Raw genomic sequence first — 11,382 nt, 5'->3', positions numbered from 1 at the left:
GCGCTGTTCAGCGAGAGAGCCCCCTGTCGGATTCGAACCGACGACCTTCGCTTTACAAGAGCGGCGCTCTGACCAGCTGAGCTAAGGAGGCGTGCGGAATCCGCGGGACGCGGGCGCGCCCGTGCAGTGTACCCAGGTCCGAGGGGCCCCTTGTCGAAAATTTCCGCGAAGTTCACAGTCCCCCGGGTGCTGACAGATCAGGCGAACGCCAGGTACCGTCCTGACCCAGTTCACTCGCGTGGACTACACCAACCACCTTCCTACTCGGATCGTCCGGCACGTTCCTGCCGGTAGAAGGGGGCCCATTCACCATGGCCACTGTCACGTTCGACAAGGCGACCCGGATCTACCCGGGTTCCACCAAGCCCGCCGTCGACGGTCTCGACATCGCGATCGAGGACGGCGAGTTCCTCGTTCTGGTCGGCCCGTCGGGCTGCGGAAAGTCCACCTCGCTCCGGATGCTCGCGGGGCTCGAGGACGTCAACGCCGGCGCCATCCGCATCGGTGACCGCGACGTCACCCACCTGCCGCCCAAGGACCGGGACATCGCCATGGTGTTCCAGAACTACGCGCTCTACCCGCACATGTCGGTCGCCGACAACATGGGCTTCGCGCTCAAGATCGCCGGCGTCAACAAGGCGGAGATCCGGCAGAAGGTCGAGGAGGCCGCGAAGATCCTCGACCTCACCGAGTACCTGGACCGCAAGCCGAAGGCCCTGTCCGGCGGTCAGCGCCAGCGTGTCGCCATGGGCCGCGCCATCGTGCGTGAGCCGCAGGTCTTCCTCATGGACGAGCCGCTGTCCAACCTGGACGCCAAGCTCCGCGTGTCCACGCGTACGCAGATCGCCTCGCTGCAGCGCCGTCTCGGCATCACCACCGTCTACGTCACCCACGACCAGGTCGAGGCCATGACGATGGGCGACCGTGTGGCGGTCCTCAAGGACGGTCTGCTCCAGCAGGTCGACTCGCCGCGCAACATGTACGACCGCCCGGCCAACCTCTTCGTCGCCGGCTTCATCGGCTCCCCCGCCATGAACCTGGTCGAGGTCCCGATCACCGACGGTGGCGTGAAGTTCGGCAACAGCGTCGTCCCGGTCAACCGCGAGGCCCTCAAGGCCGCCTCCGACAAGGGTGACCGCACGGTCACGGTCGGTGTCCGGCCCGAGCACTTCGACGTGGTCGAGCACAACGGCGCCGCCGCGGCCTCCCTGTCCAAGGACACCGAGGACGCCCCGGCCGGTCTCGCCGTCTCCGTCAACGTCGTCGAGGAGCTCGGCGCCGACGGCTACGTGTACGGCACCGCCGAGGTCGGCGGCGAGCTGAAGGACCTGGTCGTCCGCGTCAACGGCCGCCAGGTGCCGGAGAAGGGCGCTCAGCTGCACGTCGTGCCGCGGCCGGGCGAGACCCACGTCTTCTCGACCTCGACGGGCGAGCGCCTCTCCGACTGACCCGAGGAGTGGAACAACCTCGGGCAATTCACCCAGATTGACGAAGAAGGGCCCCGCGCACGCCGCGGGGCCCTTCTCGTTGTCGCCGGAACCCCGGCAAGGGAGACCATTTCGAGCAGCGTGCGTCAACACGTCACCCATGAATTGATCCCATCCTGTCCCTCGAAACGGTGACCAAATGTCGCCAAATGGTTACCGGACGCTACCCTCACTCGCGTGAAGCACTCCACCACCCCACAGACGCGACGCGGCCGCGGGGGACCCGCCCGCCGGATCGGCCGCACCCTCGCCCTCGTCCTGCCCGTCGTCCTGGTGCTCTCCGGGACCCTGGCGGTCACCCGAGTCAACTGGTCGGGGAGCCCCTCCAACTCGGTGCTCACCGCCACGGACGTCACCTCGGCGGACCTGCCGGCCGCCAGGCCCCGCGCCCTCTCCCGGTCCCCGCAGGACGTCCTGCGCGACCAGCTGATGGCCGAGCTGCAGGAGAAGAACCCGGGCGAGGTCCTCACCCACCTCCAGCAGGCTGTGAACGGCCGTCCGTCGCTGGCGAGGCACTGCACCTCCATCGCCCGCGCCCTCGGCCGCGCCGCGGTCCGCGCGTACGGCGCCTCGCGCGCCCAGTCGTACGCCCGGCCCGTCTGCGACACCTCCTTCGCCTCCGGCGTCCTCGCGGCGCACAGCTGAGCCGAGGAACACAGCTGAGCCGAGGACCACAGCCGAGCCGCCGCGGGCGGCCTCCGGAAAGCGGCAGCCGTGAAGTGGGTAACGGCTGATTAAGGAACGGTTGCCGCCGGAAGCAGCCCGCGGGGCGCGACGTACAGTTCGGTCATGACCGATCCGAACGCCGCGTCCCGCCCCACTCAAGCCGTCGTCCTGGCCGGTGGCCAGGGCTCACGGCTTCGTCCCTACACCGACGACCGGCCCAAGCCGATGGTCGAGATCCCCGGAACGGGCACGCCGATCATCGGCCACCAGCTGACCTGGCTGGCCGAAGAGGGCGTGACGGATGTCGTGATCTCCTGCGGCCACCTCGCCGAGGTCCTGCAGAAGTGGCTGGATTCGGCCGACCTTCCCGTCAACGTCACCACCGTCGTGGAGACGGAGCCCCTCGGCCGCGGCGGCGGTCTCAAGTACGCGGCAGCCCGGCTGCCCCACCCGGACCGGCCCTGGTACGCCACCAACGGCGACATCTGGACGCGCTTCTCGCTGCGCGAGATGGCCGACTTCCACACCGAGCGCGACGCCGTCGCCACGCTGGCGCTGGCGCGGCCGCGCATTCCGTGGGGTGCCGTGAAGACGGACGGGTTCGGACACATCACGGACTTCATCGAGGCGCCGCCCTCCACCTTCGAGATCAACGCGGGTGTCTACGTCTTCTCGCCGGAGTTCGCCGATCTGCTCCCCGGGCGCGGCGACCACGAGCGCACCACGTTCCCGCACCTCGCCCGTGAGCGGCGGCTGGCCGGCTTCCCGATTCCGCAGGGTGCGTACTGGCGCGCCATCGACACGGCGAAGGACTTGACCGAGGCAGCGAAGGAGCTGGCCGCTCTGGGGCGGTGATGTTGGTTCCGTTGCGTTTTCAGCTCGGACGGGCTGTGGCTGGGTGCGCGGTTCCCCGCGCCCGTTGGTTGGTGCGGGCGCCTGCGTGAAAAGGCCCCGCACCTCCTGGTGCGAGGCCCCTTCACGTGCCGATCTCGTCAGCCCAGCAAGCCGCCCACCAAGCCCGGCTGGCCCGTGGAGGAGCCGCCGTTTCCGGTGCCGCCGGTGCTTGCGCCGCCGGATGAGCCGGTGCCGCCGGTCGTGGCGCCGCCTGAGGTCGGGCCCGCGCTGGTGGTGGGCGCCTGGCCGACCGGGGACGTGTGCCGCGGCGGGGCCTGGCCCGTGGTGCCCTGGGTCTGGCTGGGAACGCCGCTGGTCGCGGCGCCCGCGGAATGTGTCGCGCCCGGGGTCGTCGCGGTGCCGGACGGGCTGGCGCCCGCCGTGGCGCCCCCGCTGGGCGAGCTGGACGCCGTCGGCGTCTTCTTCTGGTGCCGCTCGGCGGGCCCGTCGGTGAGCGGGGAGCCGGGGAGGTTGTTGCGCGGGGCCTCGCCGGGCCCGGGGACCACCACACGGCTGGAGTCGCGGACGGCGCCGCCCAGCAGGGAGCCGACGAGCAGGGTGAGTCCGACGGTGACGGCCGTGATGAGGGCGCCGCGGCGCAGGACGTACTGGCGCAGCTCCCAGATGTCGGAGCGGGGGCCGAGCCGACGCCAGGCACTGCCCGCGAGACGGCCGTCCACGGAGTAGACGGGGGCGCCGGCGATGATCAGCGGGGACCAGGCGGCGAGGTAGATGATGTCCGGGGCGTCGTAGGCCGGGACGGTCTTCCAGCTGACGGTGACGATGAGCGCGGCGGAGAGCAGCGCGCCGAAGACAGCGGCGACCCGCTGCCAGCAGCCGAGCACGGTCAGCACGCCGACGACGACCTGCAGGAAGGCGATGACCAGCCCGGAGCCGATCGGGTGCTGGAGGGCGAACTGGCGCAGGGGCTCGGCGACTTCCCAGGGGTGCAGGGTGTTGAGCCACTTCACCATGGAGCCGCGCTCGCCGCCGTCGAAGTAGACGGGGTCGCAGAGTTTGCCCATGCCGGCGTAGATGGAGATGAAGCCGAGGAAGACGCGCAGCGGGAGCAGGACGACGCCGAGGTTCAGTCGGCGGCCGGGGTAGTAGGCGTGCCGGGCCGGGTCGTCGCCCTGGCGCCGGCCGGTGAACTCGCCCTCCTCCTCGGCCTCCTGCTCGAAGTCGTCGTACTCGTCGTAGTCGTCGTAGCCGTCGTGGTTCTCGCGGTCCTCACGGCCCTCGAACTGCGGGCCACGGTAAGCGGGTTCGTCGTAGGCGCTGCCCACGGTCCGCATGTGGGGCAGGAGTCGGGTCTCGCCGGAGCTGGGACCGCGCGGCGGGCCGACGACCGGGGTCTGGACGGTCTGGTCGAGTTCGCCGTAGCCGCTGTACCCGCCGTATCCGTCGTCGATGCGCGAGATGACCTGGGTGGCCCCGGCGTCGACGGACGGCTCGTCGGGGTGGCGGACGCTGCCGCCCCGCACGGCCTGGAGCAGCCGGTGGGCGCCGGTGTCGTCGGGGGCGGAGCGGCCGCTCCAGACGACGGCACGGCGGCGGCCTCCGGGGGCGCCCGCTCTGCCCGCGGCGCCGACGGCCGGGATGCGGGCGGTGTTCTCGGTGGCGCTCAAGTGCCGTGCGACCCGCGGGGATTGGTTCCGCCGTGTCGATGCGCCAAGCTGCACGCGGAAGCTCGCGTGATTGACGATGACCTGCGCCGGATCGCTCGGCACCTTCACCATGCTCAGCGCGGGAGCGTCGTCGAGCCCGGAGCTGAATCCCGACGAGCGGTCCCCCGTGGGTGTGCGGGGTGTTCTGGTGTCCACACTCATCTAACCGAGTGACGTGGAGTTAGGACACTGCTTTGACCGGCCGGATGTGTCCGGACCGCGTCAAGGTTGTCCTGGACGCCAGGTTTGACCCGTACGAGTGAGACCGCGGACGCCTGTTCAGGCGTCCGCGGCCATGTGTCAGGCCCGGCGGCGAGCCGCCTCGTACAGCACGATCCCCGCCGCCACACCGGCGTTGAGCGATTCGGCGCCACCGGGCATCGGGATCCGCACCCGGAAGTCGCAGGTCTCGCCGACGAGTCGGGACAGGCCCTTGCCCTCGCTGCCCACGACGATGACGACCGGGCCGCCCAGGGCCGCCAGGTCGCCGAGTTCGGCCTCGCCGTCGGCGGCGAGACCGACGACCACGATGCCGGCCTTCTTGTACGCCTCCAGGGCGCGCGTCAGGTTGGTGGCGCGGGCGACGGGCGTACGGGCCGCCGTACCGGCGGAGGTCTTCCAGGCGCCGGCGGTCATGCCGGCCGCGCGCCGCTCGGGCACGACGACGCCGTGGCCGCCGAAGGCGGAGACGGAGCGGACGACGGCGCCGAGGTTGCGCGGGTCGGTCACCCCGTCGAGGGCGACGATCAGCGGGTCCTCGCCCTCGTCGTAGGCGGCGTCGGCGAGGTCCTCGGGGTGCGCGTACTCGTACGGCGGGACCTGCAGGACCAGACCCTGGTGGTTGAGCCCGTTGGTCATGCGGTCGAGCTCGGGGCGCGGGGCCTCCATGAGGTTGATGCCGCCGCGCTCACCGGCGAGCTGCAGGGCCTCACGGACGCGCTCGTCGTTGTCGATGAACTGCTGGACGTACAGGGTGCTCGCGGGCACGCCCTCGCGCAACGCCTCGACGACGGGGTTGCGGCCGACGACCAGCTCGGACGACGTCTTGCCGCCGCCCCTGCGCTGCTGCGGGCGGCCCTGGGCGCGGCGGACCTTCGCGTTCGCGGCACGCTGCTTGGCGTGCCCCTTGCGCATCTCGGCGGGCGGGGTCGGGCCCTTGCCCTCCAGGCCCCGGCGTCGCTGGCCGCCACTGCCGACCTGCGCGCCCTTCTTGCCGGACATGCGGCGGTTGTTCGCGGCCATGACCTACCTGTTCTCTACGGAAGCGTGCGTACGTGTATATGCAGTGTGCCGCCCGGAGGGCCGGGCGGCACAATCGATCACCGGGGACCGGCGTCGGTCTCAGCGCGCGCCGAGACTCCAGCGCGGGCCCTGCGGGCTGTCCTCGATGACGAGGCCGGACTGGTTGAGCCGGTCGCGGATGGCGTCCGCGGTGGCCCAGTCCTTGCGGGAGCGGGCCGCCTCGCGCTGGTCGAGGACCAGTCGTACGAGGCTGTCGACCGCGCTGTGCAGGTCCTCTCCGCGGTCGGCACCGTCACCGGCCCAGTGCGGGTCGAACGGGTCGAGACCCAGGACGCCGAGCATGGCACGCACCTCGGCGAGGCGGGCCACGGCGGCTTCCTTGTCGTCGGCGGCGAGTGCGGAGTTGCCCTGCCGGACCGTGGTGTGCACGACGGCCAGCGCCTGCGGGACACCGAGGTCGTCGTCCATCGCCTCGGCGAACGCGGGCGGCACCTCGGCGGACGGCTCGACGACGCCCCCGGCCAGCTCGACGACGCGCTGCAGGAAGCCCTCGATCCGCGCGAACGCGGAGTCGGCCTCGCGCAGGGCGTCCTCGCTGTACTCGATCATCGAGCGGTAGTGCGGGGTGCCGAGGTAGTAGCGCAGCACGATGGGCCGCCACACCTTGACCATCTCGCTGACGAGCACCGAATTGCCCAGCGACTTGGACATCTTGTCGCCGGCCATGGTCACCCAGGCGTTGTGCACCCAGTACTGGGCGAAGTCGTCGCCGTAGGCCTTGGCCTGGGCGATCTCGTTCTCGTGGTGCGGGAAGATCAGGTCGAGGCCGCCGCCGTGGATGTCGAAGGACCTGCCCAGGTACTTGTGGGCCATGGCCGAGCACTCCAGGTGCCAGCCGGGGCGCCCGTCTCCCCACGGCGTCGGCCAGGTCGGCTCACCGGGCTTGGCGGACTTCCACATGGCGAAGTCGCGCGGGTCCCGCTTGCCGGTCTCGCCCTCGCCGGAGGGCTGGAGCAGGTTGTCGAGCTCCTGCCGGGACAGCTCCAGGTACCGCGGGAAGGAGCGCACGTCGAAGTAGACGTTGCCGTCCGCCTCGTAGGCGTGGCCGCGCTCGATCAGGCCCTGCATCATCTCGATCATCTCGGTGATGTGGCCGGTGGCGCGGGGCTCGTACGTCGGCGGCAGGCAGCCGAGTGCCGTGTAGCCGTCGTTGAAGGCGCGCTCGTTCTCGTACCCGATCGACCACCAGGGCCGGTTCTGCTCGTGGGCCTTCGCGATGATCTTGTCGTCGATGTCGGTGACGTTCCTGATGAACGTCACGTCGTAGCCCCGGTAGCTGAACCACCGGCGCATGATGTCGAAGTTGAGGCCCGAGCGGATGTGCCCGATGTGCGGCGCGGACTGCACGGTGGCACCACACAGGTAGATCGAGACACAGCCCGGCGTGACCGGGGTGAAGTCGCGGATCTGCCGGGCGTCGGTGTCGTACAGCCGAATAGTCACCACTCCAGGGTAGTGGGCGCCGGGGAGTGCCTCACGCCCCTTTTGGCCACGGGCCACGGATTCGTGACACGTCCGACGCGGTTCAGAGGCTTCCCACGACCTTCCGCGGGGTGATCCGCACGACCACGCGTTCCGCGTCCTGTGCCGAAGCCGGGTTGAATTCCGCGTACTTCTTGCCGGTGTATTTCAGGGCGAGCTCGTCGATCAGTTCCTGGCCGCCCGCGGTGGTCAGTTCCGCGTTGCCGCGGATTTCCGCGTACTCGTAGGGCGAGGCCGGGTCCTGGACCACGACGCTCACCCGGGCGTCGCGGTCGAGGTTCTTCTTCTTGCGGCGGTCCACCGTCGTGGAGACGAGGATCTGCTCGCCGTCCCGCTTCACCCACACCGGGGACAGCTGCGGGCTGCCGTCGGGCTGGACGGTGCCGAGGACGATGAAGACGGGGGTGTCGAGCAGGGCCTTGAGCCGGTCGGACAGGGCGGTGGACATGGGGCACCTCCGGGACCTCGGCCGGCGGCCGATCGTCAGGGGTCGCTTGCGTCGGGGGTCGCTTGTCGATGATCGCTCTGCGGGTACCCTCGCACGCCCTCAGCCCACGCGCACGACGAGTGCCGTGGCGATCGCCATCAGGCCCTCGTCGCGGCCGGGGAAGCCGAGGCCGTCGGTGGTGGCGCCGGAGACGGACACCGGGGCGCCCGCCGCCTGGGACAGGAGCTTCTGGGCCTCGTCGCGGCGCTTGCCGATCTTGGGGCGGGGTCCGACGACCTGGACCGCGACGTTGCCGATGCGGAAGCCGGCCTCGCGGACGATCCGGGCCGCCTCCGTCAGGAGCGTGACGCCGGACGCGCCGGACCACTCGGGGCGCCCGGTGCCGAAGTGCTGCCCGAGGTCACCGAGCCCGGCGGCCGAGAGGAGCGCGTTGCAGGCGGCGTGCGCGACGACGTCCGCGTCGGAGTGACCGGCCAGCCCCGGCCCCTCTCCCTCCCACTTCAGGCCGGCGCACCACAGCTCGCGGCCCTCCTCGAAGGCGTGGATGTCGGTACCGATGCCGACCTGGGGAAGCACGGGGTCAGAAGCCATCGTTCAGCCTCCTGCGGGCCAGGACCGCCTCGGCGAGGACCAGGTCCAGCGGGCGGGTGACCTTGAAGGCCTCCTCGTGGCCGGGCACGACCACGACCCGCTCCCCCAGTTGCTCGACCATGCTCGCGTCGTCGGTGACGTCGTCGGTCACCGTCTCGTGGGCGCGGACCAGCGTCGTACGGTCGAAGCCCTGCGGGGTCTGCACGGCCCGCAGCCGCGCCCGCTCGGGAGTGGCGACGACCGGCTCGGGCTCGCCCGGGGCCGCGGCAGGCTCGACCTCCTTGACGGTGTCCGCGAGCGGCAGCGCGGGCACGACGGCCGCCGCGCCCTCCCGTACCGCCTCGATCACCGCGTCCACCGTGTCCACCGGGACCAGCGGCCGGGCCGCGTCGTGCACCAGGACGATGTCGTGGTCCGGCGGCAGCGCTTCCAGTCCGAGCCGCACGGACTCCTGGCGGGTGTCCCCGCCGGGGACGACCAGGAAGTCGGTGCGCTCGGGCAGCGCGTGCGCGTCGAGCAGCGACTTGACCTCGGCCGTGCCGTCGGGCGGGGCCACGACCACCACGAGGGAGACCGCGCGGGAGGCGGCCATCGCGCGGACCGCGTGGATGAGCATGGGCGTGCCGTTCAGCGCGCGTAGCGCCTTGGGGGCGCCCGGACCGAGTCGTACGCCCCGGCCGGCGGCCGGGATCACGACGGCGGTACGGGCCTCCGTACGGGGCTCTGCGGGCGAAGGGCGCGAAACGTCAGACATCGGTTCCTGTCAGGTTTGTGTGCTCGGCCTAGGTGGGTATGGCCTCACCGTGTCGGGCGCGACACGCTCGACCGGACCCTTCCGTGACACCGGTCGAGCCGGCTGCGCGGGCCCGGCACGCCAAGTATCGGGGGCACCACCCCGGCGAACGGCATCCGAGTACGAACATGCCGCAGCGCCCGGCGACAGGAATCTTGTCATCGGGCACCGCGGCATTTCACTGTGCTGACCAGAGCAGGGCTACTGCCTGCGTCAGGACGCGAGAACCTCGTCGAGCAGGGCCTCGGCCTTGTCCTCGTTGGTGTTCTCCGCGAGGGCGAGCTCGCTCACCAGGATCTGGCGAGCCTTGGCGAGCATGCGCTTCTCACCGGCGGAGAGTCCGCGCTCGCGCTCGCGACGCCACAGGTCACGCACGACTTCCGCGACCTTGATGACATCACCGGAGGCGAGCTTCTCCAGGTTTGCCTTGTATCGACGAGACCAGTTCGTGGGCTCCTCGGCGTACGGCGCGCGCAGCACCTCGAAGACCCGGTCCAGCCCGTCCTGACCGACCACATCACGCACGCCGACGAACTCCGCATTGTCCGCTGGCACACGTACCGTCAGGTCACCCTGGGCGACCTTCAGCACCAAGTAGGTCTTGTCCACGCCTTTGATCTGGCGAGTTTCGATGGCCTCGATCAGCGCGGCCCCGTGATGGGGATAGACCACGGTGTCGCCAACCTTGAACGTCATGTGACAGGTACCCCTTCCGTGGCTATCCAGGGTAACACGGATACGGCGTCTTCTGAATGGCGTTTTCGCAGGTCAGGGCATATCTCGGGGCTTGACAACAGCAACAGGAACGTGCTGCGCAGGCCCTGCGGAACGAGGTATTCGCAGGTCGGAGCGGCTCTCCGGGCGGAGCGAAACGGGCACGTTACACACATCCGGGGGCCCCTCCAAGTGGAGGAACGTCCACATTTGTCCGGTCTCAAGCGTGCGACTTCCGCTACTCCGTTCGGTGGCTCCGGTGGGCCGTGAGACGAATCCGGAATTGATCACGAGCCGCCGGCTGATCGGTACGTGATCAATATCCGAGGTGGCTCGCATTCCTTCACGGAAATTTTGCGCGGGGTGTTGCCGGATGTCTTACGCGCGGTGTTGCGAACCGTCTTATGTGAATGCCGGACGAGCGTCTCGCCAAAGTGACTCGGGAGTCACTCGAGGGCCTCGGGTACCCCCCTGCTTGAGCGATGCGTGTGAGGTTGGGGGAGGGTCGGGTGCGGCCCCGTGGGAACGGCTCGGTAGCCTAAGGTCGCTGACAGACACTTAGGGCGGCTTTATAAGGAGTCGCCCGTGCGTTCAAGGAGTTGCCGCCGCCGTGAGCAGCAGCCTTCGACGCGGCGCCCTCGCCGCCTCCGCCGTCGTGTTCTCCATCGCCTCGCTCGCCGCCTGTGGCGCAGGCAACAACTCACAGACGCTGCAGGTCAAGCCGGACAACGCCGCGACGTCCGTCGGTGCCATCAAGGTGCAGAACGCGACGGTCATCACCCAGCCCGACCTGCAGTCCACGGGTCCGGCCGTGATCTCCGCGACCGTGTTCAACACCGGCACCACCGACCAGACCCTGCAGTCGATCGTCGTGCCCGGCACCGGCAAGACCGCCCAGCTGAGCCCGGCCAAGGGCGGGTCCCTGACCGTGCCGGCCGGCGGCTCGCTGATCATCGGCGGCAAGGACAACGCCTCCGCCGTGCTCGCCAGCAGCCGTGAGGCGGTCCGGGACGGCAACGCCCAGAAGATCACCTTCACCTTCACCAAGACCGGTGACGTGAGCCTGCGCGCCTTCGTCGTCCCGGCCAAGAGCTACTTCACCGGCTGGGGCCCGAGCGAGATCCCGACGCCGTCCGCGTCCGCCACGGGCAGCCCGGCCGCGGGCGCCACGGCGTCCGACAACAAGAAGCCGAAGAAGGGCGCCTCCGCCTCGGCGACCGAGTCCGCCGGCGGCTCCGCGTCCACGGGTTCGACCCCGAGCGACTCCGCGTCGGCGTCGACCACGCCGTCCGGCAACTGAGCGGTCGTACGACACAGCGGTTCATAGCGGCCGTACGA

The 11,382-nt window shown here is 70.4% G+C and carries 11 protein-coding genes and 1 tRNA gene; 4 read left to right on the top strand and 8 right to left on the bottom strand.

Annotation, left to right across the window (positions count from 1 at the left end):
- Positions 1-17 precede the first annotated feature (17 nt).
- Positions 18-91, bottom strand: a tRNA-Thr gene (locus ACWGKT_RS37880).
- 220 nt (positions 92-311) lie between these two features.
- On the opposite strand from ACWGKT_RS37880, the gene ACWGKT_RS37875 reads away from it, so the two are divergent.
- The 3 genes from ACWGKT_RS37875 (at position 312) to ACWGKT_RS37865 (ending at position 3,008) form a co-directional block, all read left to right on the top strand.
- Positions 312-1,448: an ABC transporter ATP-binding protein gene (locus ACWGKT_RS37875; protein WP_235453593.1), complete on the top strand. Its 1,137-nt coding sequence runs from the start codon at positions 312-314 to the stop codon at positions 1,446-1,448.
- Between the two features lie 216 nt (positions 1,449-1,664).
- Entirely contained in the window at positions 1,665-2,132 is a 468-nt protein-coding gene (locus ACWGKT_RS37870) for a hypothetical protein (protein ID WP_356157163.1), read from the top strand.
- A 144-nt stretch (positions 2,133-2,276) separates the two neighbouring features.
- Positions 2,277-3,008: a nucleotidyltransferase family protein gene (locus ACWGKT_RS37865; RefSeq protein WP_453277225.1), complete on the top strand. Its 732-nt coding sequence runs from the start codon at positions 2,277-2,279 to the stop codon at positions 3,006-3,008.
- Between the two features lie 137 nt (positions 3,009-3,145).
- On the opposite strand, the gene ACWGKT_RS37860 is transcribed toward ACWGKT_RS37865, so the two are convergent.
- The 7 genes from ACWGKT_RS37860 to ACWGKT_RS37830 all read right to left on the bottom strand — a co-directional run bounded on the left by ACWGKT_RS37860 (position 3,146) and on the right by ACWGKT_RS37830 (position 10,026).
- Complete coding sequence (locus tag ACWGKT_RS37860) at positions 3,146-4,876, bottom strand: DoxX family membrane protein (RefSeq protein ID WP_453277224.1); 1,731 nt, start codon at positions 4,874-4,876, stop codon at positions 3,146-3,148.
- A gap of 138 nt (positions 4,877-5,014) precedes the next feature.
- Positions 5,015-5,956 (bottom strand): 23S rRNA (guanosine(2251)-2'-O)-methyltransferase RlmB, encoded by a 942-nt coding sequence (gene rlmB / locus ACWGKT_RS37855; RefSeq protein WP_235453589.1) that lies wholly within the window; start codon positions 5,954-5,956, stop codon positions 5,015-5,017.
- A 99-nt stretch (positions 5,957-6,055) separates the two neighbouring features.
- Complete coding sequence (cysS, locus tag ACWGKT_RS37850) at positions 6,056-7,459, bottom strand: cysteine--tRNA ligase (RefSeq protein WP_453277223.1); 1,404 nt, start codon at positions 7,457-7,459, stop codon at positions 6,056-6,058.
- A gap of 82 nt (positions 7,460-7,541) precedes the next feature.
- Positions 7,542-7,946, bottom strand: a complete 405-nt coding sequence (locus ACWGKT_RS37845) for a PPOX class F420-dependent oxidoreductase (RefSeq protein WP_453277222.1) — start codon at positions 7,944-7,946, stop codon at positions 7,542-7,544.
- 99 nt (positions 7,947-8,045) lie between these two features.
- A complete protein-coding gene (gene ispF, locus ACWGKT_RS37840; RefSeq protein WP_453277221.1) occupies positions 8,046-8,537 on the bottom strand; it encodes a 2-C-methyl-D-erythritol 2,4-cyclodiphosphate synthase in 492 nt (163 codons plus the stop codon).
- Positions 8,527-9,291: a 2-C-methyl-D-erythritol 4-phosphate cytidylyltransferase gene (ispD, locus tag ACWGKT_RS37835; RefSeq protein WP_356157149.1), complete on the bottom strand. Its 765-nt coding sequence runs from the start codon at positions 9,289-9,291 to the stop codon at positions 8,527-8,529. The genes ispF and ispD overlap by 11 nt, the downstream gene beginning before the upstream one ends.
- Before the next feature lie 252 nt (positions 9,292-9,543).
- Positions 9,544-10,026, bottom strand: coding sequence for a CarD family transcriptional regulator (locus tag ACWGKT_RS37830; protein ID WP_003953493.1), 483 nt, complete (start codon positions 10,024-10,026; stop codon positions 9,544-9,546).
- Positions 10,027-10,654: 628 nt separating this feature from the next.
- Here ACWGKT_RS37830 and ACWGKT_RS37825 point away from each other — a divergent pair.
- A complete protein-coding gene (locus tag ACWGKT_RS37825) occupies positions 10,655-11,344 on the top strand; it encodes a DUF461 domain-containing protein (RefSeq protein ID WP_356157147.1) in 690 nt (229 codons plus the stop codon).
- The last annotated feature ends 38 nt before the right edge of the window (positions 11,345-11,382 follow it).

The organism is Streptomyces sp. NPDC054794, assembly GCF_053611585.1.
This window is presented reverse-complemented; position numbering and strand designations above follow the sequence as displayed.

Coding starts and splice junctions, on each gene's coding strand:
- ACWGKT_RS37875 (WP_235453593.1), top strand. CDS start 312: ATGGCCACTGTCACGTTCGACAAGGCGACCCGGATCTACCCGGGTTCC.
- ACWGKT_RS37865 (WP_453277225.1), top strand. CDS start 2,277: ATGACCGATCCGAACGCCGCGTCCCGCCCCACTCAAGCCGTCGTCCTG.
- ACWGKT_RS37860 (WP_453277224.1), bottom strand. CDS start 4,876: ATGAGTGTGGACACCAGAACACCCCGCACACCCACGGGGGACCGCTCG.
- rlmB (WP_235453589.1), bottom strand. CDS start 5,956: ATGGCCGCGAACAACCGCCGCATGTCCGGCAAGAAGGGCGCGCAGGTC.
- ACWGKT_RS37845 (WP_453277222.1), bottom strand. CDS start 7,946: ATGTCCACCGCCCTGTCCGACCGGCTCAAGGCCCTGCTCGACACCCCC.
- ispF (WP_453277221.1), bottom strand. CDS start 8,537: ATGGCTTCTGACCCCGTGCTTCCCCAGGTCGGCATCGGTACCGACATC.
- ispD (WP_356157149.1), bottom strand. CDS start 9,291: ATGTCTGACGTTTCGCGCCCTTCGCCCGCAGAGCCCCGTACGGAGGCC.
- ACWGKT_RS37830 (WP_003953493.1), bottom strand. CDS start 10,026: ATGACGTTCAAGGTTGGCGACACCGTGGTCTATCCCCATCACGGGGCC.